Annotated in this window: 23 protein-coding genes, 1 riboswitch and 1 other annotated feature (1 of these 25 running past the window's edge); of the genes, 8 read left to right on the forward strand and 15 right to left on the reverse strand. The window is 37.6% G+C overall.

Annotated elements, in window-relative coordinates; all coding sequences use genetic code 11:
* Nucleotides 1-214: a binding site (T-box leader), on the reverse strand (it extends 8 nt beyond the left edge of the window).
* A gap of 362 nt (nucleotides 215-576) precedes the next feature.
* Nucleotides 577-1,143, forward strand: coding sequence for a class I SAM-dependent methyltransferase (locus tag MKY30_RS22785; RefSeq protein WP_156988597.1), 567 nt, complete (start codon nucleotides 577-579; stop codon nucleotides 1,141-1,143).
* A 21-nt stretch (nucleotides 1,144-1,164) separates the two neighbouring features.
* Here MKY30_RS22785 and MKY30_RS22790 read toward each other — a convergent pair whose 3' ends face one another.
* A complete protein-coding gene (locus MKY30_RS22790; RefSeq protein ID WP_147211573.1) occupies nucleotides 1,165-1,554 on the reverse strand; it encodes a hypothetical protein in 390 nt (129 codons plus the stop codon).
* Between the two features lie 517 nt (nucleotides 1,555-2,071).
* Here MKY30_RS22790 and MKY30_RS22795 point away from each other — a divergent pair.
* On the forward strand, nucleotides 2,072-2,599 hold the full coding sequence (locus tag MKY30_RS22795) for a gamma carbonic anhydrase (RefSeq protein WP_147211574.1): 528 nt from the start codon (nucleotides 2,072-2,074) through the stop codon (nucleotides 2,597-2,599).
* 62 nt (nucleotides 2,600-2,661) lie between these two features.
* Here MKY30_RS22795 and metK read toward each other — a convergent pair whose 3' ends face one another.
* Nucleotides 2,662-3,861, reverse strand: a complete 1,200-nt coding sequence (gene metK, locus MKY30_RS22800) for a methionine adenosyltransferase (protein ID WP_147211575.1) — start codon at nucleotides 3,859-3,861, stop codon at nucleotides 2,662-2,664.
* Nucleotides 3,862-4,039: 178 nt separating this feature from the next.
* Nucleotides 4,040-4,145: riboswitch (SAM riboswitch) on the reverse strand.
* 182 nt (nucleotides 4,146-4,327) lie between these two features.
* Here metK and pckA point away from each other — a divergent pair.
* The 4 genes from pckA to MKY30_RS22820 all read left to right on the forward strand — a co-directional run bounded on the left by pckA (nucleotide 4,328) and on the right by MKY30_RS22820 (nucleotide 8,676).
* Nucleotides 4,328-5,914, forward strand: coding sequence for a phosphoenolpyruvate carboxykinase (ATP) (gene pckA, locus MKY30_RS22805; RefSeq protein ID WP_156988592.1), 1,587 nt, complete (start codon nucleotides 4,328-4,330; stop codon nucleotides 5,912-5,914).
* 172 nt (nucleotides 5,915-6,086) lie between these two features.
* Entirely contained in the window at nucleotides 6,087-7,079 is a 993-nt protein-coding gene (locus MKY30_RS22810) for an ABC transporter substrate-binding protein (RefSeq protein ID WP_341085465.1), read from the forward strand.
* A 12-nt stretch (nucleotides 7,080-7,091) separates the two neighbouring features.
* Nucleotides 7,092-7,898: an ATP-binding cassette domain-containing protein gene (locus MKY30_RS22815; RefSeq protein WP_156988590.1), complete on the forward strand. Its 807-nt coding sequence runs from the start codon at nucleotides 7,092-7,094 to the stop codon at nucleotides 7,896-7,898.
* A complete protein-coding gene (locus MKY30_RS22820; protein WP_147211579.1) occupies nucleotides 7,885-8,676 on the forward strand; it encodes an ABC transporter permease in 792 nt (263 codons plus the stop codon). Before MKY30_RS22815 ends, MKY30_RS22820 begins: the two co-directional genes overlap by 14 nt.
* Before the next feature lie 42 nt (nucleotides 8,677-8,718).
* Here MKY30_RS22820 and ytkD read toward each other — a convergent pair whose 3' ends face one another.
* The 9 genes from ytkD to MKY30_RS22865 all read right to left on the reverse strand — a co-directional run bounded on the left by ytkD (nucleotide 8,719) and on the right by MKY30_RS22865 (nucleotide 18,397).
* On the reverse strand, nucleotides 8,719-9,189 hold the full coding sequence (ytkD, locus tag MKY30_RS22825; protein WP_147211580.1) for an RNA deprotection pyrophosphohydrolase: 471 nt from the start codon (nucleotides 9,187-9,189) through the stop codon (nucleotides 8,719-8,721).
* Nucleotides 9,190-9,219: 30 nt separating this feature from the next.
* Nucleotides 9,220-9,732: a hypothetical protein gene (locus tag MKY30_RS22830; protein WP_147211581.1), complete on the reverse strand. Its 513-nt coding sequence runs from the start codon at nucleotides 9,730-9,732 to the stop codon at nucleotides 9,220-9,222.
* Nucleotides 9,733-9,909: 177 nt separating this feature from the next.
* On the reverse strand, nucleotides 9,910-10,224 hold the full coding sequence (locus tag MKY30_RS22835) for a hydrolase (RefSeq protein WP_147211582.1): 315 nt from the start codon (nucleotides 10,222-10,224) through the stop codon (nucleotides 9,910-9,912).
* 181 nt (nucleotides 10,225-10,405) lie between these two features.
* Nucleotides 10,406-11,959, reverse strand: a complete 1,554-nt coding sequence (locus tag MKY30_RS22840; protein ID WP_341085467.1) for a mechanosensitive ion channel — start codon at nucleotides 11,957-11,959, stop codon at nucleotides 10,406-10,408.
* Between the two features lie 117 nt (nucleotides 11,960-12,076).
* Nucleotides 12,077-13,513 (reverse strand): o-succinylbenzoate--CoA ligase, encoded by a 1,437-nt coding sequence (locus tag MKY30_RS22845; protein ID WP_147211584.1) that lies wholly within the window; start codon nucleotides 13,511-13,513, stop codon nucleotides 12,077-12,079.
* 96 nt (nucleotides 13,514-13,609) lie between these two features.
* Nucleotides 13,610-14,428 (reverse strand): 1,4-dihydroxy-2-naphthoyl-CoA synthase, encoded by an 819-nt coding sequence (gene menB / locus MKY30_RS22850; RefSeq protein WP_147211585.1) that lies wholly within the window; start codon nucleotides 14,426-14,428, stop codon nucleotides 13,610-13,612.
* Nucleotides 14,429-14,455: 27 nt separating this feature from the next.
* Nucleotides 14,456-15,250, reverse strand: coding sequence for a 2-succinyl-6-hydroxy-2,4-cyclohexadiene-1-carboxylate synthase (menH, locus tag MKY30_RS22855; RefSeq protein WP_341085470.1), 795 nt, complete (start codon nucleotides 15,248-15,250; stop codon nucleotides 14,456-14,458).
* Nucleotides 15,247-16,992: a 2-succinyl-5-enolpyruvyl-6-hydroxy-3-cyclohexene-1-carboxylic-acid synthase gene (gene menD, locus MKY30_RS22860; protein ID WP_341085472.1), complete on the reverse strand. Its 1,746-nt coding sequence runs from the start codon at nucleotides 16,990-16,992 to the stop codon at nucleotides 15,247-15,249. Before menD ends, menH begins: the two co-directional genes overlap by 4 nt.
* Nucleotides 16,993-16,996: 4 nt before the next feature.
* Entirely contained in the window at nucleotides 16,997-18,397 is a 1,401-nt protein-coding gene (locus tag MKY30_RS22865) for an isochorismate synthase (protein ID WP_341085473.1), read from the reverse strand.
* A 495-nt stretch (nucleotides 18,398-18,892) separates the two neighbouring features.
* Between MKY30_RS22865 and MKY30_RS22870 the strand changes: the two genes are divergently transcribed.
* Together MKY30_RS22870 and MKY30_RS22875 are read left to right on the forward strand one after the other, a co-directional pair.
* A complete protein-coding gene (locus MKY30_RS22870) occupies nucleotides 18,893-19,828 on the forward strand; it encodes a 1,4-dihydroxy-2-naphthoate polyprenyltransferase (protein ID WP_147211588.1) in 936 nt (311 codons plus the stop codon).
* A 41-nt stretch (nucleotides 19,829-19,869) separates the two neighbouring features.
* A complete protein-coding gene (locus tag MKY30_RS22875; RefSeq protein WP_341085474.1) occupies nucleotides 19,870-20,223 on the forward strand; it encodes a hypothetical protein in 354 nt (117 codons plus the stop codon).
* Nucleotides 20,224-20,486: 263 nt separating this feature from the next.
* Here MKY30_RS22875 and MKY30_RS22880 read toward each other — a convergent pair whose 3' ends face one another.
* From MKY30_RS22880 to MKY30_RS22895, 4 genes are all read right to left on the reverse strand, one after another.
* Nucleotides 20,487-21,290 (reverse strand): alpha/beta fold hydrolase, encoded by an 804-nt coding sequence (locus MKY30_RS22880; protein ID WP_147211590.1) that lies wholly within the window; start codon nucleotides 21,288-21,290, stop codon nucleotides 20,487-20,489.
* Nucleotides 21,291-21,304: 14 nt separating this feature from the next.
* Complete coding sequence (locus tag MKY30_RS22885; protein ID WP_147211591.1) at nucleotides 21,305-22,387, reverse strand: Gfo/Idh/MocA family protein; 1,083 nt, start codon at nucleotides 22,385-22,387, stop codon at nucleotides 21,305-21,307.
* A gap of 30 nt (nucleotides 22,388-22,417) precedes the next feature.
* Nucleotides 22,418-23,236, reverse strand: coding sequence for a TIM barrel protein (locus MKY30_RS22890; RefSeq protein ID WP_156988581.1), 819 nt, complete (start codon nucleotides 23,234-23,236; stop codon nucleotides 22,418-22,420).
* Between the two features lie 98 nt (nucleotides 23,237-23,334).
* Entirely contained in the window at nucleotides 23,335-25,380 is a 2,046-nt protein-coding gene (locus MKY30_RS22895; protein ID WP_147211593.1) for a PTS transporter subunit IIABC, read from the reverse strand.
* Nucleotides 25,381-25,699: the final 319 nt, after the last annotated feature.

The raw sequence follows: 25,699 nt of genomic DNA on the forward strand, positions 1-25,699 counted from the left end.
CGAGAAGCTGTGATTATTCCCGCGGTACCACCCAAATTAGCGCATCAGCGCTCGCTTGACATCAGTAACGTTGATGAAACGACAGTAACTACTTTATTTTCATTACTGCAAACTAAAAAGGTGAGTTCATATGTTTACCAGTAGCAGTTTTCACCACCCACTGCTTCTCTGGAACTGATACAACCTATTACTGATCCTTTTTCACTGTCTTTAATTTTATGATATTGGAATTATAATGAAATAAACATACCATGTCAAGTTGATAAAAATTTATCTTACCTTTAGTATACACAATTTTATGTATTTGGAAACAGTATATTGAAGAAATTTGGATAAACTTATTTATTTTTCCTTATATAACTAATAAGCATGAACCTGCTTTACTTTGTTATAATAAAAAGAAAACTTCATCATTTAAGACCGAACCAAGTTGGAGCGTTACTGAATGCTTGGTTTCCGCTTAAAATTTTTGCTTTCTTTCCATTTTGGGAGCAGAGGTCATATAGTCAACTACACTGTGATAAATGATGATATTTTGAACACTTGAGTCAGAAAAGTACATAAGGAGACAGCTACATGCTATTAAATATTTTAACCTACGCACATACCCTATTAAGAGAAAGTCTTAAAGAAGGAGATATAGCAATTGATGCCACTTGTGGAAACGGTCATGATACATTGTTTTTAAGTCAGACAGTTGGATCTGCAGGCAAAGTTTATGGATTCGATATTCAAGAGCAGGCTATTCAAAAAACGCAAGAAAAGCTTCAAGAAAATAACTGTCATAATGTATCTTTAATTCAAGACAGCCATGAAAAGATTCCTGAATATATTAAAGAAAACATTTTCGGCGGAGCTATTTTCAACCTTGGTTATTTACCAAAAAGTGATAAATCTATTATTACAAAGCCCCATTCTACTCTTGCAGCTATAGAAGCTATATTGGAAAAGCTAAAAACAAAAGGTCTGATTATCTTAGTTATATATTACGGACACGCCGGCGGATTGGAAGAAAAAGAAGCTGTTCTTTCTTACACTTCGCAATTAAATCAAAAAGAGTATCAAGTACTCCAATACAAATTTATTAATCAACAAAATCAGGCTCCATTTTTAATCGCTATCGAAAAAAAGAAACGCTCCTGAATCAGGCGTTTCTTTTGATTATTAAGCAATCCCTAAAAATAATAATCGGAAGAATAAATTTAAGAAATGTCCGGTTGTCATGATAATAAATATAATAAGTGCAATCATGAGAACGCGGCTCCGCAGTGTTTTATATTTCTTCGGATAGGGAATCCAAATATAAGCCGATACAATCATCAGTGGAACTGAATACAAGTACCCGAATACGTAAACCCATTGTTGCAGTGCAGAAATATCGAATAGTTCAGAGTTCTGCAGACTGTTTAACTCCGTAATATACCCAATTGCAAAAATGATCGTTAACAAAATAATATAACTGTACGTTGTTACGCGCAGCCATTTTTGTTCATCACTAATCAGTATATAAACACCAATAAAAAATAAAATTCCTATGACAATTTGAATTAACATGAAAGTACAACCCCATTTTTTACCGATAAATCAGTTTTCTTCCTGACAGGCCAAAAATTCATTTTCAAAGAAATACTTTTACTTTAAAAGTTCACCTGTTTGAATAATATTTTAATCATTGATAGATTAGACCGATTTATACAATTACTTGTCCCAGTAATAACTGAAACAACTGCCGGTTTCCCCATCTCCAAGATTACGAATGGAATAAACCAAGATAGCATTTATCTATTTATTTATCACTATCGTTATGTAACCAGCTTATTTATTCTACCATAAAAATATTCGTATCTGTAGAGGTTATACAGAAATAAATATACATTCAAACTTATTATTCATAAGAAATAAGCGGTTTAGAATATATGCCTATAACTTAAAAAATCGTTTTAAAATGGTGTAAATATAAATGATTACCCTTTCCATAAACAGCTGAAAATCATCTGTTTTTCAGACTTCTTTCCAGAAAATATTTCCTCTGATATACTTTAATCATTATAAATTAGTTGGAGGAATACAGATGATTGAATCTTATAAAGGAATCTCTCCATCTATTGATCCTGCTGCATTCATTGCAAAAAATGCTGTGATTAATGGTGATGTAACAATTGAAGAAGAAGCAAGTATTTGGTTTCATACTGTTATCCGGGGAGATGTCGCCCCTACAAAAATTGGTAAACGGACAAATATACAGGATCTTTCTATGCTGCATCAAAGTCCAAATATGCCGTTAATACTTGAACATGATGTAACAGTAGGTCATCAGGTGACCTTGCATTCAGCAACTATACGCCATCATGCACTTATCGGTATGGGTTCCATTATTTTGGATGGTGCAGAAATTGGAGAGCATGCATTTGTCGGTGCCGGGAGTCTGGTGCCTCCAGGGAAGAAAATACCTCCTAGAACCTTAGCAATGGGCAGGCCTGCTAAGGTAGTCCGTGAATTAACGGATAAGGATTATGAAGAAATGGAACGTATCCGCAAATCCTACGTGGAAAAAGGACAGTATTATTTAAGAGAAACATCAATGGGGATGGATAAATAGCATCACTACCATCTTGATTGCATGTAAAAAATGTCAGGCATCCTCAGATACCTGACATTTTTTTATTTAGCAGTTAAAGCTTTTAATTCTTCCACTTTATCTGTTTTTTCCCACGGGAATGTAATATCTGTGCGGCCAAAATGACCATAAGCAGCGGTATTTTTAAAGATTGGTCTTCTCAAATCCAGCATACGGATAATACCTGCCGGACGCAGATCGAATAGCTCGCGCACTGCTTCCACTAATTTTTCTTCACTGACGAGCCCTGTGCCAAATGTATTAATCGAAATAGAGACCGGCTGTGCTACACCAATAGCATAGGCTAATTGAACTTCACAGGAATCAGCCAGACCTGCAGCAACGATATTTTTAGCAACATAGCGTGCAGCATAAGCAGCAGAACGGTCCACTTTCGTTGCATCTTTCCCGCTAAAGGCTCCACCGCCATGTCTTGCATAGCCTCCATATGTGTCAACAATGATTTTTCTTCCTGTTAAGCCGACATCCCCTTGTGGTCCGCCTAATACAAAACGGCCAGTCGGATTAATGAAGTATTTTGTCTTATCATCCAGTAATTCACTTGGTACAACAGCTTCTACAACATGTTTAATAATATCCGCTTCTATTTGTTCATTTGTTATATCTGGATGATGCTGTGTAGAAACAACAATAGTATCTACACGTAACGGCTGATCATTTTCATCATACTCCACCGTTACCTGAGTCTTTCCATCAGGACGCAGGTAATCCACAATTTTCTCTTTACGGACATCTGCTAATCTTCTGGATAAACGATGAGCCAAAGAGATTGGCAGAGGCATAAGCTCTTCTGTTTCATTGCAGGCAAACCCAAACATCAAGCCCTGGTCTCCAGCTCCTATTGCTTCAATTTCCTCTTCAATTTCCTGTCCCCGCCTTGCTTCTAACGCTATATCCACACCTCCAGCAATATCAGGAGACTGCTCATCAATAGCAGTTAACACTGCACAAGTTTCAGAATCAAAACCATATTTTGCTCGGGTGTATCCAATATTCTTTACTGTTTCACGTACAATTGCAGGAATATCTACATACGTACTTGTAGAAATCTCTCCGGCAACTAAAACAATTCCAGTTGTAACAGTTGTTTCACACGCTACTCTCGCATTTGGATCCTTCGAAAGAATCTCATCCAGAATAGCATCAGAAATTTGGTCAGACATCTTATCCGGATGCCCTTCAGTAACTGACTCAGAAGTAAATAAACGACGATTTGCAGCCATAAGGCTAACTCCCCTTTTCCTTGTATGTTACGGAACTCTGTTTCAATGTAAATCTATCATTCCACCCAATGTGGTTTCATTTTTTATGCAAACTTTTAATATATTTAAAAAGTCTCCTAAAAACAAAAAAACCTCTCCTTCAAAATACATGAGGAAAGGGAAACATATTGGCCTTTCGCTCTTATTGTTCAAGGAATGATCCTTGCATCAGGTTAGCACCTTTCACATTATGTGAGGTTGCTGGGCTTCATCGGGTCTGTCCCTCCACCATCTCTGAATAAGAGTATCCGTTCAATAATTAGATTAACGAAACAAGCCTCTCCTGTCAACCCAATTACCCTATGTAGCATAAAAAATATTTTTTCATAAAGTAGTATGGACTATTATATTTAATGTGTTATACTAATAAACATATTTTAAGGATAAAATGAATTCTACACCATTAAAAGGAGTGAATAATTGTCTTATGAAAATATTGCGGAGAAGTATTCTGGAGGAGTTCACTTCAACAAATATTTACAGCAACTATTCTGTAGGCCAACTTATTGAAAAAATTATCAATCGTGATGAAGCGAAATTGACAGCTACTGGTGCTATCCGTGCTACCACTGGAAAATATACAGGACGTTCTCCAGAAGATAAATTTATTGTAAAAGATGCCTTATCAGCAGATAAAGTAGACTGGGGAAATGTCAATCAGCCAATTGATGAGGATACCTTCAATCAGCTGCTTGACAAAGTGATTGCATATTTAGATAACAAAGAAGAAATTTTTCATCTCCAGGCCTATGCCGGTGCAGATGAAAAGTATAAACTGCCTATTCAAGTTATTAATGAATATGCTTGGCACAATTTATTTGCAAGACAATTATTTATTCCTATTGAAAAAGAGATGGAGCAATTGCACGAAGCTGATTTTACAGTAATCTCTGCTCCCGGTTTCAAAGCCAATCCTGAAGCAGACGGTACAAATTCAGAAGCATTTGTTTTAATTTCTTTTGAACAGCGCATTGTACTTATTGGAGGAACAGAATATGCAGGAGAGATAAAAAAATCAATCTTCTCTGTAGTTAATTTCCTTCTGCCTGAGCAAGATGTCCTGTCCATGCATTGCTCCTCCAATGTAGGAGAAGAAGGCGATGTAGCTTTATTTTTCGGATTATCCGGAACTGGAAAAACTACACTCTCAGCAGATGTTGACAGACGATTAATCGGAGATGACGAACATGGCTGGAGTGAAGATGGCGTATTCAATATTGAAGGTGGCTGCTATGCAAAATGCATTAATTTATCGGCAGAAAAAGAGCCGCAAATTTTTGATGCTATCCGCTATGGATCTGTTTTAGAAAATGTAGTATTAGATGAAGATACGCGGGTCCCTGACTATGATGATACTTCTTTAACCGAAAACACACGTGCTGCTTATCCATTAGAAAATATTGATAATAGCCTAGAGCCTAGTGTCGCTGGACACCCAAATACCATTATATTCTTGACAGCGGATGCATCAGGAACCTTACCGCCAATCAGTAAACTGACAAAAGAACAGGCAATGTATCATTTCCTGAGTGGATACACCAGTAAGCTGGCTGGAACAGAACGTGGTGTGACAAAGCCTGTTGCAACATTCTCAGCATGCTTTGGTTCTCCATTTTTACCGTTAAATCCGTCAGTATATGCAGAAATGCTTGGAGAAAAAATTGATAAATTTAATGCCAATGTATTTCTTATTAACACAGGCTGGACTGGTGGTGCTTACGGGGTTGGAAACAGAATGAAGCTCTCCTATACCCGGGCAATGGTCCATTCAGCTTTAATTGGTGAACTGAATAACGTGGAAACAACAATAGATGAAATTTTTGGATTAGCCATTCCAAAATCGATTCCAGGTGTTCCAGATGAAGTTCTTGTTCCTAAAAATGCTTGGGAGGATAAAGAAAGCTATGAAACAGAAGCAAAGGTACTGGCTGGCAAATTCCATATGAATTTCGAGAAATTCACAGAAGTAAGTGAAAACATAAGAAAAGCTGGACCACTTTATAAATTAGTATAATCATCTCCTCTATAAAAGGGTAAACTCATTATCTTGAGTTTACCCTTTTTCACTTTTCCTCTCCCTGTAATTATCCGCAGCCTATTTATCCTAATTTATAGGCGTTCACACAATCATCCCGCCAATCATATATTTATAGAAGATGTTCAAGATCAGTTTTTGAGAAAGGAAGATGAAAGTGAGAAAACTTTCCTGTTTCATTTTATTAATAAGCTCTCTTCTTCTAATTAGTGCTTGTAATCAAAATAAAGTGACTAAAATAGACCTTGCGGAAGTAACTCGTTCTATTTTTTATGCACCGCAATATGTCGCTTTAGAAAAAGGCTTTTTTGAAGAAGAGAGGCTGGAGGTGGATTTACAAACAACTTGGGGTGGAGATACAACGATGACAGCACTTTTGTCTGACAGTGCTGATATTGCTCTTGTTGGTTCCGAAACATCTATCTATGTCTATGCTCAGGATTCCAGAGACTATGCTGTGAACTTCGCCCAGTTAACCCAAACGGACGGCACATTTTTAGTAGCCAAAGAAGCAGATGAAGACTTTAATTGGGAGGATTTACGGGACAGCAATTTTCTCGGACAGCGTGTTGGCGGGATGCCGCAAATGGTTGGAGAATATGTCTTGAAGCAGCATGATATTAATCCCCATGAAGATTTAGATTTAGTTCAAAATATTGACTTCGCTAATATTCCAGGTGCTTTTGCCAGTGGTGATTATGAATACGTTCAATTATTTGAACCTACAGCAAGTATTTTTGAAGCAAATGGTCAAGGACACATTATTGCTTCCTTCGGCGAAGAATCTGGTCAGGTCCCATATACCGTCTTCATGGCAAAGGAAAGCTTTTTAGATGAAGAGGAGGAAACTGTTAAAGCATTCACCAGGGCAATTTATAAGGCTCAACAATGGGTGCAGGAGACAGACTCATTAGAAATTGCCAAGGTAGTAGAGCCTTATTTTGAGGATACAGATGTAGAAATGCTCGCAAATGCAATCGAGCGTTATAAACAGCAAGGCTCCTATGCTACATCTCCACTGCTTGAAGAAGCTGCCTGGGAAAATCTGAAAAGCATTATGGATGAGGCCGGTGAACTCCCTGGAGATGCTCCATATGAAGATCTTGTTAACACTGATTATGCTGAGCAAATTATTGAAGAATAAAGGAGGGTAAAGATGTCTTATCTAACATTAGATGGAGTATCTCATTATTACTTCTCCAAAAAGCAGTACACAGAATCATTGCACAATATTTCTTTCTCTGTTAAGAAGAATGAATTTGTTGCTTTACTCGGCCCAAGCGGCTGTGGAAAATCAACATTGCTTTCGATGATTTCTGGAATGCTCCAGCCTGCTGAAGGTGAGATTTTAATAAATAATGAAAAAATAGAGATTAGCGATTTAGAAATTGGCTATATGCTGCAGCAGGATTATTTATTTCCATGGAAAACCATTATAGATAATGTACTCTTAGGACCCCAGATTAGAAAAAGACAGACAAGTGACTTAAAACAAAGAGCAATAGCTCTCCTGGAGGAAGTTGGACTCGAAAATGTGGCTGATAAATATCCAAGTGAATTGTCCGGCGGGATGCGGCAGCGGGCTGCTTTAATAAGAACGCTTATCACGGAGCCGGAAATTCTATTGCTGGATGAACCTTTTTCTGCACTCGATTTTCAGACAAAATTAAAACTGGAAGTATTGGTATCCGATTTACTTAAAGCTTATCAAAAAACGGCTATACTGGTAACACATGATATTGGAGAAGCAATTTCTATGAGCGACCGGATTATTTTAATGTCCTCGAACCCTGGTGCTATTGCTAAAATATACGATGTACCTGTTGAATTAAGGGATGAATCTCCTTTTCTCGCAAGGAAACATCCTAAATATGGACGGCTGTTTGACAAAATCTGGGCTGACCTAGACCAGCAGAAGCATACGGTAAAACCGATAGAGGAGAATGCTTATGAACGGTCCTAAGTTATTTGCAGCTTATCAGCAAAAGTTAAAAAAAGAAGCAAAAATTGTACTGACCTGGCAGCTCTCCATTCTGATTCTTTTTTTCGCCTTTTGGGAAGTAGCCAGCAGATTGTATTGGATTGATCCGCTTTTATTCAGCTCTCCCAGTCGTGTATTCAGCTCTATATGGAGCAGACTTATACAAGGTTCTTTACTAGGCCATATTCAGATTACACTGCTCGAAACCATACTCGGCTTTTTAATAGGTACTATTGCCGGAATCATCATAGCTTCCATGCTTTGGAGTTTTCATCGTTTTTCAAAAGTCATGGATCCTTATCTGGTTGTCTTTAATGCTATGCCAAAGGTTGCACTTGGACCAATACTTATTGTAGCTCTCGGTCCTGGCTATTTATCAATTATTGCGATGGGGTTTATTATTTCTGTTATTGTCACAACCCTTGTCGTGTTTGCAGCTTTCAATGAGGTTGATCAAAATTATTTAAAAGTATTAAGGAGCTTTGATGCAACAAAATGGCAATGCTTTAAAGAAGCTGTCTTTCCCGCTTCCTTACCCGCCATTATCTCCACATTAAAAGTAAACGTCGGGCTTTCCTGGGTAGGGGTTATTGTCGGAGAATATCTAGTTTCCAAACAAGGTTTAGGATATTTAATTATTTACGGTTTTCAGGTGTTTGATTTTACACTCGTTATGTCGAGCCTGGTCATTATCGCTATCCTTGCTGCAATTATGTACAAAACTGTAGAGAAAATTGAGCAATTACTGATAAGAAAATAATCTTCTAAAGTAAAAAGCAGACAGCTAAGTGCTGTCTGCTTTTTACACATATGTTTTTTTAATCCGGAGCATGCAGGATTCTAACACTGCATCCTTCATAATAAAACTATAATTTGATTTTCTTTTTACATTCGCCGGTACCTCTCTAAGTAATACCGGCCCGTTTGTTTCATAATAGGTGGGCTGCGGCGTAAGTTCATCTATTTCCGCAAAGTAGACGTTCTTAATCACTGTTTCGTATCGCCCGTCCACCTTATACTGACCAATGTAGTGGAGCTTTTTTACTGTCGCTCCTGTTTCCTCCATTACTTCCCGGATAGCTGCTTGTCCGGCTGTTTCCCCAGGTTCTACCTTTCCACCAGGAAACTCTATTCCTCTTTCCTTATGATCTGTTAACAGCCATTTATCTTTATATCGGCAGATGATCCATACATGCTTTGGATTTTTTGAAAATGGATGATCTAAAAAAGATAATTGTACCTTATTATTGTAATAATCTTTAAAAACGTTCACTTCTTCCACTACTTTCCCACGGTGGTGTCATCACTTATAGCTTATATCTTGGATTTTCCAGCCGTTTTGAAGTGTCATCTCCACTACAAGAGTGTAACTTCCTACCATGTCATTTTCATTTTCCTGTACCAGTCGTACGGAATGATTAGATGTATTAATCATATCATATTCATTTTCTTCTTGAAACCATGGCATTGTTTCTGTCGGAAATACATAAACGCCATCTGCTTCTACCCGAAAATAATAATCGACAAACTGCTCAGCTAATTCTGTTGTTAGATATGCTTCAAAGGCCTCCGTCAGTTCCTGTTCTGTCGCATAGTCCTTCAATTTATAAGAATCATCTGCATCCTGCTTCAGGGTATCTAATAATCCATTCATTACACGAATAATTTCTTCTTTATCAGGTTGTGTTTCTTCTGCCTCTGCAGCAGGTATATCAATTTGATTCTCACCTTGTACAGTAACTTCTCTTGGCGCAGTAATAGAGAAAATAATTGCTATCATTACGGTAAAACAAAGAATTAAAGCGAGTTTTCTCATAGTTAGCACTCCCTGTGGATATCTATGTTTTAATATACTTTTAAAAATCCGGTTCCTCTGAAAGTTAAAAGTCATTTTTAAAATTTTATCTAATATACTGTACCTTTTTATTATACCATCTAAACATTCCTATCATAAAGCACTGTTTTACTTGGTGCTTATTCTCCTTTATAATAATTATTTTCCATCTAATATACCCATAGTTCGGATATGGTTCTTTGTCTGTTCATCTCCTAGATCATACAACGTTTGGTACACGTCCGACATGGTTTCATCATATACATCGTTGGCTGTATCCAGATGATATGGAATAAAAGGAATATGCGAACGTTTATAGGTATCAAAACTTGCTTCATGCATCCCTTCAAATTTTCTGCGCAGCATTAACACCTCATCCGTAGTCGCATAAATAACAAAGTCGTCATTTCCCTGATACGGGATCCGTGAAATTTCTCCTTGTCCGATACTGATAAAATATTTTTGTTTATCCATTTTAATCACCTCCCGTTTATATTCTCCTCAAAAAATAAAAATAAACGAAATATATAAGTTGAAATAAAAGTTTTACCTTCTAGCATTCGCTTCAGAAATACATAAATAAATGATTTCAATTAATCCACTAAAGGAAAAAGCGCATATACCCATTTGAGTACATACGCTTTTTTCGTTTCTATTATTGATAATCTCGACTGTCAGGATTATCTTGATTTTGCTGCTCCTGATTAATGGAAGTACTATCGATGGTTCTGTCAAATTTCTGCAAGTATTTTGCGGCGAAATCTTTTCCTCCCAAACCGAACGCAAGACCAAATGCTAATGCCAATGCAGCAAGAAGTAAAATAAAGGCACTGTTAACGATTGTTGATGCAATACCTAACTGTGAAACCGCCATAAAGGCTGCAAGAATTAAAATACTATACTTCGCAAAACCTGCAAGTGCAGCCGATGCCGGACCATTTAACAGATGCAACAGTAGTTTCTGCACGATGGAAGCAAGTAATAAGGCAACTCCTAAAATAAGCACTGCTGCCAGTACATTCGGCAGATAAGCGGTAATTGCTGTTGCTATTCCTACTAAGAAATCCAGCTGTATCAGATATAGAGCCTGCACAGTTAAGAAGAAAATAATTAAAATCTGTACAACGTATCCGGCAATATAAGATGGTGTCCATTTAGTCTGAACCCCTGCTCTGTTATTGCTAATAGTAGAAACAAATCGATTAAACCCTAATTTAGCAAGATAATCTCCGGCAAATTCTCCAATCAGCTTACCTAACCAGATTCCGACCAATATTAAACCAATTGCAATTAAAATATTCGGCAGCATCTGTACGACGTTGTGCAGCATACCAATTGCCGGTTCTGTGATTCCTGCCAGCTCTAATTGCTCTAAAGCAGAGATGGAGATTGGAATCAAAATTAGAATGAAGACAATGTTTCCGACAAATTTTGCAAAAGATGTTCCTTCAAATAAATTGGACAGCTTTAATTTTTTTATCCATTTTTCTGTACCTGCTGCTTCTAATAAATTCGTCACAATACTGCGGACAATCTTTCCGACAAACCATCCTACTGCAAAAATAAGTACTGCTGCAGCCAGTTTAGGAATAAAGTTTAAAACAGAAGCCAATAAACCGCTGAAAGGTTCAGCTACGCCCTGAATATTTAAAGCCTGCAATACTCCAGGAATAAATAAGAGTAAAATTAGATAGAATGCAAATTTACCGACTGTTTCTGTTGTTTTTCGAATTCCTTCTTCAGAATCTGCAATTCCTAATTTTGTAAATAAACGCTGAATACGTAATTTTCTGCTTCCCTGGACAATAAGCCACTGTACAATTGTTGCAATTACCCAAGCCAGCAGTAATATTAACGCTGCCTTAATCACTGCCGGGATAAAGTTTAAGAACGTTGAAATCAAATCCGATAATGGATTGGCAATCATAGACAGATTAAGGATATTTAAGAATAAGATTAAAGCAACAATCAGCAGTATGTAATAAACTACTTTTGCAATAATCTTTTCCGACTTCACCGGTTCCCCTTTTAACCGGAACCGGTTAAATAGTTTGTCATCCCAGTTCTTTTTCTTTAACGCTTTTTCTACCGTATTGCTTACCAGTTTAGCAATTAACCATACGATAAGAAAGACAATAAGCGCTATAACTACATTTTGGAGCCCCGTCCAAAAATTTGCTGTAAAATAATCATTCATAAAGTTTTCCATAGATTTATGCTCCCTTCTAAACAGTATATTTAGCGCTTCCCTCCATCAAAAAGAACAAAACCTATGTTATGAAATTGTAATAAAACAGCAAAGAACATGCTCCAAATTGTCATGTATTTAGAGATATTTCTTTAATGCTTGGCGAACCAGTTTATTTGCTGCATTTCTCGGCAGCTGGTCAACAAAATAGACCTCCCTGGGCTGCTTGTAACGTGCTAATTTATTTCTTAAAAATAAGTTTATATCTCTAATTTCTATTTCTCTGTCAGTTACAATAAACGCGATTGGAACTTCTCCCCACTCCATATCTTCTCTCCCGGTTACTCCTGCTTCACGAATCCCATCTATCTGCAGTAATACATTCTCAATTTCTGAGGGGTAAATATTCTCACCGCCGGAAATAATTAAATCGCTGCGGCGGTCCACAACATATAAAAAACCTTCCTCATCGAGGTAGCCCACATCTCCTGTTGCCAGCCAGCCATTATCAAAAGATTTTTTATTTGCTTCCTCCCTGTTGTAATAACCATGTGTTACCATTGGGCCCTTCACAAGAATTTCTCCTGCCTCATTTAGGCCTTGTCCCTGGATTTTTAATTGTGCCGGAAATAATGGTTTACCAGCAGAACCAATTTTACGCAATGCATCTCCCGGGCTTAATGTCACAATTTGCGAAGCCGTTTCCGTCATCCCATAGGATTGAAATACAGGAATCTGTTTTTCTTTTGTCTGTAAAAGCAAAGATTCTGGAGCAGGGCCTCCTCCGAGCAGCATACAGCGGAAAGATTCTGGATAGCTTGCTTCTCCAAGATGTCTTATCAGGTGCTGAAGCATCACTGTTACCACAGATGCCATAGTGACCTGCTTATTCATAATAGCATCATGAACATCCTTAACAACGAATTTTTCCAGTAAATAAATAGGCATGCCATAAATAATCCCCTTCAGCATTGTAGACAAACCGCTCACATGAAAAAGAGGCAGGGGGATCAGCCATTTATCATCTTTGTGTATTCCAAAATTCAGACCAGAGCTTGTTGCGCTCCACCAATGATTTTCATATGTATGCTGGACAGCCTTTGGAAACCCGGATGTACCTGATGTATACATCATTGTAAATACATTGGACAGTTCTATTTCTTCTAACAACTGCACTTCCTTCGAAGCTTCCAGCTGCTCAAGCCCTTCAAATGTCAGCTGCTTTATTTCTCTTAAATCAGCTTCCTCAGCTTCTGTAATCAGAATAGTAACCTCAGCATCCAGCATCTGCTGCTTTCTCTCATAAGCTGTTAACCGTTTATTTAATAACACCACAACTACACCTAAATAGCTGCATGCGTGAATCATCTCCATCATTTCAATACTATTTCCCGAGAGAATAGCAACGTGATCTCCTTTTTTGATATTAGCGGATGCAAGCTGTCTTGCTTTTATCCTGCTATTTTCAGCAAGGCTGCTAAAGGTCACTTTTGTTCCATCCCTAAGTTCTACCGCTACTTCATTTGGAGATAAATCGGCTTGTTTATCAAGCCAATGGGGAATAACTGTACTCATTTTTCTTCCTCCATCGTTATTATTGTCTTCTGTGTATTCCTTCCTCTTGCGAAAAGAAACCTTTGCGTTATCTGCAAAGGTTTCTTAAATACAAGCTTAAGGGAATCTAGGGAACTGCTTGAAGTCCGGCTTTCTTTTTTCTTTAAAAGCATCTCTTCCCTCTTTCGCTTCATCCGTAGTGTAGTAAAGAAGCGTTGCATCTCCGCCCAGCTGTTGTAAACCTGCCAAGCCGTCTGTATCTGCATTAAAGGATGCTTTCAAGAAGCGTAATGCCATTGGTGATTTTTCTAAAATTTCCTCACACCATTGTAATGTTTCTTCTTCCAGCTTTTCTAAAGGTACAACTGTATTTACCAAGCCCATCTCATATGCTTCTTCTGCATTATATTGACGGCATAGGTACCAAATTTCACGCGCACGTTTATGTCCTACTAATCGAGCTAAGTAACCTGCGCCATAACCAGCATCAAAGCTTCCTACTTTTGGTCCAGTTTGTCCAAAGATTGCATTGTCAGCTGCAATGGTTAAATCACAGACAACATGAAGCACATGGCCACCGCCAATTGCATACCCGGATACCATAGCAATAACTGGCTTTGGAATTGTACGGATTAAACGCTGCAGGTCAAGTACATTCAAACGTGGAACTTCATCGCCGCCGACATAGCCTCCATGTCCACGCACTGACTGGTCTCCACCAGAACAGAATGCTTTATCTCCTTCTCCGGCTAAAACAATCACACCAATAGAAGAATCATCTCTTGCTTCCGTAAAAGCATCAATCATTTCTTTTACAGTATTAGGAGTAAATGCATTACGTTTTTCAGGACGATTAATCGTTACCTTTGCAACTCCGTTATATTTTTCATAAATAATTTCTTCATAGTTCTTTACTTTTTGCCATTCAACTGACATGTTAATGACTCCTTTCAAGCTCAAGGCTTATGTAATAATATAATTTTCACCTAAGAACACATTTACCATTTTACCAAAGTTTCGTGATTTTTCCACATGAACAGCATGTCCGGCTTCTGGATAAATGCTAAATTCTGCATGTTGAATTTCCTTTTGCATCATTTTATTTATCTCAACAAACTTTTCATCTTCTTCACCGGCAATTAATAAAGTTGGTTTCGAAAGCTTTGGCAACTCCCCCCACCATGAGGGCTGAGCTCCGGTTCCCATAGTATGAAGGGACATTGCTAAGCCCTCTTTATCTTGAGAAAGACGTTCGTTTCTGATTTGTGTTTGTGCAGCTTCCGGCAGCCGTTTTTGCGTTGCGAACAAAGGAAGCTCCTGCCACATATTTACAAAATCCTTTACTCCATAATCTAAAATACGTTGCGCAAGCTTTTCATCCTTTTCTCTTCGGACAAAACGTGCTGCCTCTTCCTTTAATCCTGGAGAGGAGCTCTCTAAAATAAGGGAAGAAACATAATCCGAATAATACATTGCAAAGCTTAACGCTGTTCTTCCTCCCATAGAGTAGCCAATGATATGTGTTTTATATATTCCTAATTTATCTAACAGATCTATGAGTAAGGAACAGCAATCCTTCATAGAAGAAATTTTTGTGTTTGTTTTCCCATGACCAGGCAAATCAACTAAAATACATTGGTAATTTGTTAAATAGGAGCAGACCTCTCTCCAAGTCTCACGCGTTCCTGTAAATCCATGCAATAACAGTACAGGATCTCCCTTACCAATAATTTCGTATTGTAAGCCGTCTGAACTCATTGCCATCCCTCTTTTATTTCTTTCATAATCCGGTCCCATTTCTCCCTATGCCAGGCAGCATTTTCAACACGGTTTGTTCTTACTTCAATGATGGATAAACCATTATTCTCATAACTTTGCTTCAGCTGCATTTTTAATTCACTTTCTGTGGAAGCAACCGTGTAATCAGCTCCATATAACTCCCCAGCCTTTTCAAAAGGTAAATCAACAGGTGTACCAAAAAGCGCTTCAAAATGCTTCTTATCATTTGCTTGTGGAAGGAAAGAAAAAATTCCACCACCATTATTATTCACGAGTACAATTGTGATTGGAAGCTGATATTGCTTTGCTGCCAGCAGTCCATTCATATCATGGAAAAAGGATAAGTCGCCAATAAGCAATGTAACACGCTCTCCGGAGGCGGCTGCTCCCACAGCACTTGAAGTCACTCCATCAATACCATTTGCACCACGATTGCACAGAATCGAAACATTTTTCGAGGTTGTCATAAAAAAGCTTTCCACATCACGGATAGACATGCTGTTCCCTACGTACAGAGCTGTATGATTCGGAATGACATCTGCTATTCCCCGAACTGCTTCTCCTTCTGTAACCTGTGCTTCTTCGCCTGATAATAAATGCTGTTTGGCAATTTGATTGTATTTCAGCCACTCACTCAGCCACTCATCATTATTCTGCTTATCTGATGAAATTTCTATCAGCTGATTACATACATGCTTCGGATCAGCATAAATATAAACTGTATCATTACCTGATGGATCACGGAAACCTTCATTCTCCTCCACAATAAATTGTGGAATATGTCCATGCTCTTTTATAAAGAATAAATATGCTTTCGATACGGGCATCGCTCCAAAGCGGATAATATAATCTGGTTTCAGCCGCTCACGAATATCCGAATCACGTAAGAAAGCATCATACCCTTCTATCACCTGAGTTTTATTATGTGCGCCTGTCCTCACTTGTGATAACGGATCAGCCAGGACAGGAATATTCCAATGATGTGCTAACTGGCACACATTTTCTGCAAAATCTGTATCCAGCTGTGGACCACACACAAGAAGACCCCTTTGAGAAGAACCAAAAATTTCTGTAAGCTCCCTTACATTTTCAGCAGATAAATATTTCACGCCTTCCATTCTACTTATTCCGGAAGTATTTTCATTTCTTTTCGTCCCCCAAATATCCGGAAGCGAAAGATCAGGTGTAAGTGGTTCCCGAAATGGAAAATTCACCTGCACAGGGCCCTTATTTCCCTGCTCTGTATAGGCAAAGGCCTGCGCTGCTTTTTGGCGGGAGTACCTGAGCATTTGTGTTGATCCTTCTGGTATCGCCATTTCATGAAACCATTTCACGTAGTCTCCATACATTTTAATTTGCTCAATTGCTTGAGGAGCACCAACCTGGCGTAATTCGTGCGGACGGTCTGCTGTCAATACCAGCAATGGAACCCTGCTGTAAAAAGCCTCTACAACAGCGGGATAATAATTCGCAGCAGCTGTTCCTGATGTACACACTAAAGCTACTGGACGATTTGATTTTTTCGCTAAGCCCAGTGCAAAAAAGGCTGCTGACCGTTCATCGATTACAATCCATTCTTTAATAAATGGATGTTCAGAAAATATAAGTGCTAAAGGAGTAGACCTGGAGCCGGGGGAAATAATAACATCTGTCATTCCATTCTTCACCAGCTCATCAACAAAGTTTGCAGTATAACGTGTTAAACTTTCCGTATAATTCATTTCTCTAATCCACTCCTAAAACAGATAACATCGGCATTAATTTAATCTTAGTTTCTTCATATTCACTCTCAGGAACAGAATCTTCTACAATTCCGCATCCAGCAAACAGTGAGGCTTCATTCTGTTGAACAAGTGCAGAACGTAGGGCTACAGCAAATTCCCCATGATTATTACTGTCCATCCAGCCAATAGGGGCTCCATACCAGCCCCGGTCCAATAATTCATTATCACGGATAAATGCTAACGCATCTTGTCTAGGTGTTCCTCCAAGTGCGGGCGTTGGATGCAATCCGCTTATAATAGAAAAAATACGATGATCCTCTTTTAACTTTGCCCGCACAGGAGTATATAAATGCTGCAGCGTTTTGTATTGATGGACAACAGGCTCATCAGGAACCACTATATCCGTACAATATGCTTCCATCGTACTGCGAATCATTTGCACAACATAATCATGCTCTTCGCGGTTTTTCGGGTCTTGAAAGAGATTGTTTGCTATTTGCTCATCCTCTTCTATTGTCTCACCTCTTGGCGCCGTTCCAGCCAAACAGGTTGATAACACTTCATCGTCCTTTACCTTTACAAGACGCTCTGGTGTTGCTCCAAGAAAACAATCCTCGCCCATTTCATAACCAAACACATATGAATTGGGCTGCGTACATACAAGACGCTGGAGAATGTCTGGAATGTTTGCTGACTGATTGAAATGTAACCGCACTTCTCTCGCAAGAACAATTTTATCAACTGCAGTTTTTTTCATAACATCCGTAGCTTTTTTAATTGTTTCCTTCCACAAGTCAGGTGCAATTTCCTGTTTACTTTGAACACGTAATACTGATGCATTATGGGGGGAATCCGTATTATCCATCAATGCCTGACGATTATTTTGTAATTCCTCCAATACAGATGAATAAGACTCCCCGGCGCGGATGAAACGATTTATAGTAAGGTAATAATTTCCATCCGTGTACGTTAAAATATAACTTGGAATGGAAAAATGACTTTCAGGAAATTTTCCCCATAGTTTTGTCTGAGGCTTTAACGGGTCAAAAGAAAATCCTCCTAATGCCACAACCCCAGTTCCCGATGTATGGTAAGGATTATAGATAACAGCATCATCTAACAAGGCATTCCATTTCTGCTCTACTTGATCATAGCGATATTTAGATACCTCCGCAGTTAATTCAAAAGCATGCCCTGCTCCTGCCAGCTGAAAAACCTCATCTGCACTGGACCAAAATGTCCGTGGGAGCTTCAATACCCCAGCTTTTTCTAAAAATCTATATAAGTTAACTTGATTTATTTTTTCTGTATAGCTAAACAGTTTATCTTTTTGATCTGTGTGAATAGACTGTATGGCAGCTTCTAATTCAACTGTAAACTGTTTTTCTTTTACTTCAATCATGACGATAAACCTCCATAATAGTGCGTGTTCAAAAGTCCGATAAAAAGGACCAAGAAGTTCAAGACGGCGCAGCATTGAGCAACGCTTTTAATAGGTCGAGTAATCGCAGACCTCAACGGAGCGTATGCTTTTAGATACGCGAGTAGTGGAAAAGCAAGCCAACGCAGAAATTCGATATGTCATTTTTGTTGAACTTTTAAACATTCTCTAATAGTTGGACAGGTATTTAATTATCCTTTACTATTTTATGCCCTTTTCTCTACTTTCTCAAGAGAAGCCTTCTAATTCATTCAAATACGTCTTTTTTTCTAATTTTCTGTCGATAAATACTTCATTTTGAAAAAGGAAAACAATATAGAAATAAAAATAGGTATTTGAACTAATAAAAAAGAATTACTTCCTTCTTCTTCCTGTCAATTTTATAAAATAGGTTTGACACGCCCATACCACTTATCTAAAATAAATACGATATTGTTTTTTAGGAGGAAGCAGGTAATGACGACAAATGATTCAGCTAATATAAAAGAATTATTAAATGAACGGGAAGGATTTCATAAATGGTGGCGTTTAATCCGGCCCCACACACTTACAGCATCCTTTGTCCCTGTTTTCGTCGGGACAATGATTGCTCTTAATGAAGGGACCATTAACTGGCTGCTATTTTTTGCAATGATGATCGCTTCTATACTTATTCAAGCAGCAACCAATATGTTTAATGAATATTACGATTTTGTACGCGGTTTAGATAATGACCAATCAGTAGGAATCAGCGGATCTATTGTCCGCGACGGGATGCATCCGAAGCGAATCCGTAATATTGCCCTCATTTTTTATGCTATATCCGTTGGGTTTGGTATTTACATTTGTATAGCTTCCAGCTGGTGGATTGCAATTATTGGTTTATTTTGCATGGCAATCGGTTATTTATATACTGGAGGCCCTATTCCCATTTCTTATACGCCTTTTGGAGAATTATTCTCTGGTGTACTGATGGGGACAGTTATTATAGGGATTACGTATTATATTCAAACCTCTTCTATTACAGCGGAAATGATTTGGATTTCCATTCCAATCACAATTTTTATCGGATGCATTAACTTTGCAAACAATATCCGGGATCGCGATGGAGATGAAAGAGGGGGAAGAAAAACAATCGCCGTGCTTATCGGCAGACCAAATTCTGTTAAGCTGCTTGGGATTTTATTTATTGTTGCTTTCTCTATAACAATTATTCTCATTCTTACCGGTATTCTTCCAGCATGGTCCTTCCTTACATTATTAAGCGTCCTGCCGGCAATCGGTGTGATAAAAGGATTCCAAGGAAAAACAAAAGCGATAGAGATGATGCCTGCTATGGCAAAAACAGCAAAAACAAATACGATTTATGGTATGCTTTTAGGTCTCTCTTTATTAATTTCTGGATTGTTGTAAAGTATATGTGCATTCTGACTTAGAAAGGATGACACACAATCATGCAAGCAGAACATTTAACCAAAGAAGATATAGCTCTTTTTAAGAGAAGGCTTTTAGAAATGAAGGAAGAAGCTGAAGATTATACGGAACAGGGAAATAAACAAGAGGATGAGCTGGCTTCTGTCAATAATCATCCAGCTGATTTGGGAACAGAACAATTTGAACAGCAGCGAGATGCCGGCATTGATCAGATGCGGAAAGAAGAGCTGAAGAATATTGAAGATGCCTTACAAAGAATAGAAGACGGCACTTATGGAATCAGCGAACAATCCGGCAAACCTATTCCGAAAGAAAGACTGGAAGTAATGCCTACAGCCAGAATTCTTGTGGATGAAGCTTCGGAAACCAATTAACAATATAAAGAAAATATATCACTTCATGTACAAACAGAGAGAGGGCAACCCTCTCTCTGTTTGTACCTCAATATATTAATTAATGAAGTTTAAACGGTAATGAAGCCTCATCTCCAGCCCGGCTAAATACAGTATTCATTCTCACCAATAAGATAACGCACTTTAAATCAGTCCATATTATCCTCCATCTGCTGCAATAACGACAACAGCATTGGTTTGCACAACACGAATGAATGTTATTTACTTTCTCATCTACTAAACAGCTAGTCTGTGATAAACTTACGAATTTCTGTTACAGTATCCATCTTATGCCTGCTCCCGGAAATAGTTTTCGATGTTATTTCTTTAAAATTTGAATCCGGAATACCAGCATAGAGTGTTTCCGCAAATTCAAGCGGATGCAATGGGTCCTTCTCGGATGCTAAAATCAAAGTTGGAACAGATACAGACTTCCAATCTTTTTTGCTGCTATTAGGACAATCTGATGGAATACAGATTAATTTTGGTGAAGTTTCCTTAGCAAAAGGGTAATCAAATTGTCCTAACAATGTCTTTCCGGCATAACTGGAAATTCCGTTCATTTTTTGATAAATCGCTGTTTGCTTAAATGTCTCTTTATTATTCAAGACAGTATCATCATTCAATATCTGATAAATCGTTCGAAAAGCTTCTTGTATTATCTCTGGCTGAGGCTGATCCTCCCAAGCCGGACGGGAAAGAACTAATTTTTGAATTCCTTTTGGGTAGCGCAAAGCAAAATTCAAAGCCACTCCGGCACCAGTAGAGATTCCACCAATGATAAACCGGTCAATTTTCAAGAAATCGATTAGAGCTTTCACATCATCTGCAAATTGATGGAAACTCAGCTTACCAGTTTCACCGAAATTAATTGTTTTTCCATGAGCCCGAAAATCAATTGTGATACGTCTGCTTTGTGGAATTTCATTCAAAATTTCCTGTGTTTGATTTACATCCCCGCCAAGTCCATGAAGAAATATAAAAGGTATTCCTTCGTTGCAATCATCCTGATAATAAAAATGGATCTCGTCAAAATTAAATATAGGCATTCTTTATCTCCCTCCTAAAGGTCTCCAGAAACAGAGTCCACCCGAACCTTTTGACCGATTTCAACCGATTTTTGAACTGCCTGCATAATTTTCATTGTTTCAATACCATCAAAAACAGTTGCACCTCTTCCTTTCTCACCGGTCAATACGGTACGTGCGAAATCTTCAATTTGACGACGATAGAAGTGACCATCCGCAGCAACTGGACGATGGTAACTGTCATCTGAGGCTTTAAAAATTTCCACATCGCTTCCTTTAAAGAACCATGGATTATATGTTTTTGCAATAATTGAGCCATGTTCACCATAAACTTCGAAGCCTTCATGCCAATCCATCCGAACTTGTAAAGTTAAATCTAACTGCCCAACAAACCCATTTTCATATTCTGCTGTTACAAACCATGAATAAGAACCATATTTTTCAGTTAACCAGGCAGTAACTGCAATAATATTTCCACCTAAATAGCGTGCGGTATCAAATAAATGACTTCCATGACCGCGCATATAATAACGGCGCTTGTCCGCTTTCGGATTTCCGGCAGGCTTTTTCGCATTAGGTCCTTCTAAAATAACCGGCTGCACATTATCTGTTGTTGTATAACGATACGTGTTATCACAATACCAAGCTTTTAAAGCCAGCATCTCACCCATTTCCTGATCAATAAAATCCTTAGCTGCTTCAATTCCCGGATCAAAGCGTTTCATGTTTCCTACTTGAACATGCAGATTGGAATTCTTAACATACTCGCCTAATTCTTCAACTTCTTCAATGGACATACCTAAAGGTTTTTCTACTAAAACCGGCTTACCTGCTTGAACTGCTTTAATAGTCATTGGAACATGAAAATTATCTGCAATTCCTATTACAATCGCATCAATTGCCGGGTCAGCCAGCATTTCGTCATAATCGCGATAAAGCCTAGCTGGATGATAGATAGCATCCATTTCATTTAAAAGAAATTCATCCAGGTCACAAATCGCGTAAAGCTCTGCATTACTGGATCTTCTAATAGAATCGAAATGTGCTGCTTGTGAGATTTGTCCTGCTCCTAATACACCGATTTTTACTAGCTTATCTTCTTTTTTAATATTCGTCATCTAACATTCTCCTCTTTCATTTATATCCATTTAAAAGTGCGTACTTTTTAATGCAAAGGCGATATCTTCTTCATCTAATCCATGCATAATCACTGGGCCATCATAGTATTTTTTTAATTCCTTTAAATATTGATTTAATGGAAGACTGCCTTTACCTATGGGTGCAAATGTAATTTTCCCCTTCGAAACAAGGCAGTCTTTGCAGTGGGCCACTGCAATATACTCACTCAGTTCCTTCAAAGATCTGTTAATTTTATTTTCCAATTGGCCAATATCATCAGTAGTTATAATATTGGCAGCATCAAACAATACTTTTAAATAAGGACTTTGATAGTGATTCATCAATTTCTTGACATCCTCTATCGTACTAATGACATTTGATTGTTCCGGTTCAATTACAATAGTCACTCCATTACGAGAAGCAATATCCAGCATTTCATCTAATGATTCGAACAAATAATTCCAGGCTTTTTTTGTATGGTTTTCAGGATGCGGACTCCAAAAATCCTCCTGATTAAAACTGCCTGTTGAAATAGAAACATATGGCACATTTAGCTTTTTGGCTGACTCTACCACATTTTTAAATCCTTCTATATTTTTTTTCCGTGTCTCGTTATTTAATTCTAGTGTATTATATGTTCCAGAGATAACAGAAATTGAAATCCCTGTCTTTTCACAAGTCTCCTGTATCTGCTCAAGAATTTCATTACTGACTTTTTGGGGCAGGCTGGGCAGCCCTACATTAGCAAAATTAAATTGTACTGTACTAAAACCAAATTCACGAATCTTTATAAACGCTTCTTCTAAGGGATATTTAACAAATACTTTAGAAAAAATTCCTTTTTCCATCAGGTAACCTCCTAAATTTATTATATAAATAAAACATTTTAACAGAGTAAATAATTGATTAATTTAATTGGAATCATATAAGTTATAATTAATTTCAATTAAAATTTGATCAGGTTTTTTTGACCAGCTTTGATTCTTCCTTGCACTAAAAGTTCAACTTCGTACATTTCTTTGTCCAGATTCGTAAAAATAATTGGTGTAATCAGAGAATAACCTTTATTTCTGATTTGTTCTGCATTGATTTCAGCAATTAAGTCATTTTGATTAACCACATCGCCTTCTTCAACCAGCAGGCGGAAACCTTCTCCTTCTAAATTAACTGTATCCAGACCAATATGAATAAGAACTTCATTACCAAAATTATCGACAATAGATATAGCATGCTTTGTTGGAAATACTCCTACAATTTCCCCTGACACGGGGGCATAGATCACATTATCCTGCAGTTCAATTGCAAAGCCATCCCCCATAGTTCTTGTAGAAAACACCTGATCTGGAACTTCATCAACTGAAATTATTTCTCCGGCTGCAGGAGCTGTGATATCTAAAAGTTTAGCTGGTTCTGATTGAACAGCTTTAGCATTTTTTCCCGTCTCAACAATCGGTTCATAATCATCTCCCCGAAGCTTTGTAAGTACCCCTTCTTTAATTCCAACTGCTGCGTTACCATAGATCACTTGAACGTTTTTACCTAAAATACTTACACCAGAAGCTTCTAATTGATCAGTGAAAATATCTTTATCAACAACTGCAGTATCTGCTACATCCACACGTAATCTTGAATAACATGCATTCACATTACGAATATTTTCTTTGCCGCCTAAACCTTTGATAATATTCGTAATTTGATCGCCATCATAATTTTCGTTAGATTTTTTTATGTTTTTATCTTTGTCTGTCATACGGCCAGGAGTCTTCAGATTGAATTTCACAATTGCAAATCTAAATAAGAAATAATTGATTGCAAAGAAACTCAGTCCAACCGGGATAAGGATCCACCAATGTGTCCGGGTTGTCAGTAAATTAAAGAATGCAAAATCCAGCAATCCTCCTGAGAAGGAAAGTCCTAAATGCGCCCCCAATAGATTCATTGCTGTAAATCCCAGACCGGTAACTACTGCATGAATTAAAAATAGGACAGGAGCAGTAAAGATAAATAGAAATTCTAATGGTTCTGTTACACCTGCGATTAAAGAAGTTAATCCTGCAGATAATAAGATGCCTTTCACTTTAGCTTTTTGTTCTTTTTTCGCTGTATGATACATTGCTAAAGCAATTGCCGGTATAGAGAAAATTTTCAATACAAACAATCCATTCATGAAATTACCAACAGTAATTGGTACGTTATCTGCTAATTGAGAGAAGAAAATCAATTGATCCCCATTGACAACTTGACCTGCGGCATTTGTATATTCTCCAGCTTGTAACCAAAATGTTGGCCACCATACGTGATTCATACCGAATGGAATAGTTAATCTTTCTACAAAACCGAACATAAAACCGGAAAAGCCTGCGTTTAAATTTACGATAAATGTAGACAAATTATTAATTCCGCCTTGAATTGTCGGCCAAATAATAATCATTATAAAACCTAAAAACAAAGCGCTAAAAGCAGTAATTATTGGCACGCTTCTTTTCCCGGCGAAAAATGCTAATGATGTTGGTAACTTAACATCGTGAAATTTATTAAATATAGTTGCTGAAAGCAGCCCAACAATGATACCTCCCAAAACTCCTGTTTGAACGGTTGGAATTCCTAAAATTTCAACATACATATCTGATTCAGCAACCATCTCTGGTGTAATCCCCATTGTTCCGCCAATGGTTACGTTCATAATCAAATAACCTACAATAGCTGATAAAGCTGCTACACCATCATTATTCGTTAATCCGATAGCTACCCCTGCAGCAAAAATCAATGGTAAATTAGCAAAAATAATATTTCCTGTAGCTAATAACACGTTAAAGATATTTTCCATCACTGGATTATCTGCAATAGGCATCATTTCCAAGAAAGCAGAATTTGTAAAAACTGTTCCTAAGGCTAATAACAGTCCTGCAGCTGGTAAAATAGCAATGGGCGTTTGCAATGACGCGCCGATACTCGTCAATTTATTTACAAACTTCATAAGTAGATTTTTCATTTTGTCATCTCCCTAAAAATCTTGTTGATTCGCAGAAATAATTACTATTTTCAAATAATTAAAATTAATAATGCCCATTCTCCTTATAGTTTTTATGACTTCAACCTTTGGTAACGCATACATTAAACTACCCAAGTAAGTCGCACAATCACATTTTTTGATACTGTTGACTTATAAGTTCATGCCTCTTCATACTTTATATCACTTCCTTTTTAATTGTTTTTTATTGAATTGAATTTAATATTATCGTTTTTAATTGATTATGTCAATAAAAAGGATAAAAAGAAATTGGATATTCGGATATTAGCTGATTATAACT

It is taken from the genome of Oceanobacillus sp. FSL W8-0428 (genome assembly GCF_038004405.1).
GTDB classification, from domain to species: domain Bacteria; phylum Bacillota; class Bacilli; order Bacillales; family Amphibacillaceae; genus Oceanobacillus; species Oceanobacillus sojae.

Excerpts from the sequence above, each read along its gene's own strand:
- MKY30_RS22785 (WP_156988597.1), top strand. The coding sequence starts at position 577 with ATGCTATTAAATATTTTAACCTACGCACATACCCTATTAAGAGAAAGT.
- MKY30_RS22790 (WP_147211573.1), bottom strand. The coding sequence starts at position 1,554 with ATGTTAATTCAAATTGTCATAGGAATTTTATTTTTTATTGGTGTTTAT.
- MKY30_RS22795 (WP_147211574.1), top strand. The coding sequence starts at position 2,072 with ATGATTGAATCTTATAAAGGAATCTCTCCATCTATTGATCCTGCTGCA.
- metK (WP_147211575.1), bottom strand. The coding sequence starts at position 3,861 with ATGGCTGCAAATCGTCGTTTATTTACTTCTGAGTCAGTTACTGAAGGG.
- pckA (WP_156988592.1), top strand. The coding sequence starts at position 4,328 with ATGAAAATATTGCGGAGAAGTATTCTGGAGGAGTTCACTTCAACAAAT.
- MKY30_RS22810 (WP_341085465.1), top strand. The coding sequence starts at position 6,087 with ATGAAAGTGAGAAAACTTTCCTGTTTCATTTTATTAATAAGCTCTCTT.
- MKY30_RS22815 (WP_156988590.1), top strand. The coding sequence starts at position 7,092 with ATGTCTTATCTAACATTAGATGGAGTATCTCATTATTACTTCTCCAAA.
- MKY30_RS22820 (WP_147211579.1), top strand. The coding sequence starts at position 7,885 with ATGAACGGTCCTAAGTTATTTGCAGCTTATCAGCAAAAGTTAAAAAAA.
- MKY30_RS22830 (WP_147211581.1), bottom strand. The coding sequence starts at position 9,732 with ATGAGAAAACTCGCTTTAATTCTTTGTTTTACCGTAATGATAGCAATT.
- MKY30_RS22835 (WP_147211582.1), bottom strand. The coding sequence starts at position 10,224 with ATGGATAAACAAAAATATTTTATCAGTATCGGACAAGGAGAAATTTCA.
- MKY30_RS22840 (WP_341085467.1), bottom strand. The coding sequence starts at position 11,959 with ATGGAAAACTTTATGAATGATTATTTTACAGCAAATTTTTGGACGGGG.
- MKY30_RS22845 (WP_147211584.1), bottom strand. The coding sequence starts at position 13,513 with ATGAGTACAGTTATTCCCCATTGGCTTGATAAACAAGCCGATTTATCT.
- menB (WP_147211585.1), bottom strand. The coding sequence starts at position 14,428 with ATGTCAGTTGAATGGCAAAAAGTAAAGAACTATGAAGAAATTATTTAT.
- menH (WP_341085470.1), bottom strand. The coding sequence starts at position 15,250 with ATGAGTTCAGACGGCTTACAATACGAAATTATTGGTAAGGGAGATCCT.
- menD (WP_341085472.1), bottom strand. The coding sequence starts at position 16,992 with ATGAATTATACGGAAAGTTTAACACGTTATACTGCAAACTTTGTTGAT.
- MKY30_RS22865 (WP_341085473.1), bottom strand. The coding sequence starts at position 18,397 with ATGATTGAAGTAAAAGAAAAACAGTTTACAGTTGAATTAGAAGCTGCC.
- MKY30_RS22870 (WP_147211588.1), top strand. The coding sequence starts at position 18,893 with ATGACGACAAATGATTCAGCTAATATAAAAGAATTATTAAATGAACGG.
- MKY30_RS22875 (WP_341085474.1), top strand. The coding sequence starts at position 19,870 with ATGCAAGCAGAACATTTAACCAAAGAAGATATAGCTCTTTTTAAGAGA.
- MKY30_RS22880 (WP_147211590.1), bottom strand. The coding sequence starts at position 21,290 with ATGCCTATATTTAATTTTGACGAGATCCATTTTTATTATCAGGATGAT.
- MKY30_RS22885 (WP_147211591.1), bottom strand. The coding sequence starts at position 22,387 with ATGACGAATATTAAAAAAGAAGATAAGCTAGTAAAAATCGGTGTATTA.
- MKY30_RS22890 (WP_156988581.1), bottom strand. The coding sequence starts at position 23,236 with ATGGAAAAAGGAATTTTTTCTAAAGTATTTGTTAAATATCCCTTAGAA.
- MKY30_RS22895 (WP_147211593.1), bottom strand. The coding sequence starts at position 25,380 with ATGAAAAATCTACTTATGAAGTTTGTAAATAAATTGACGAGTATCGGC.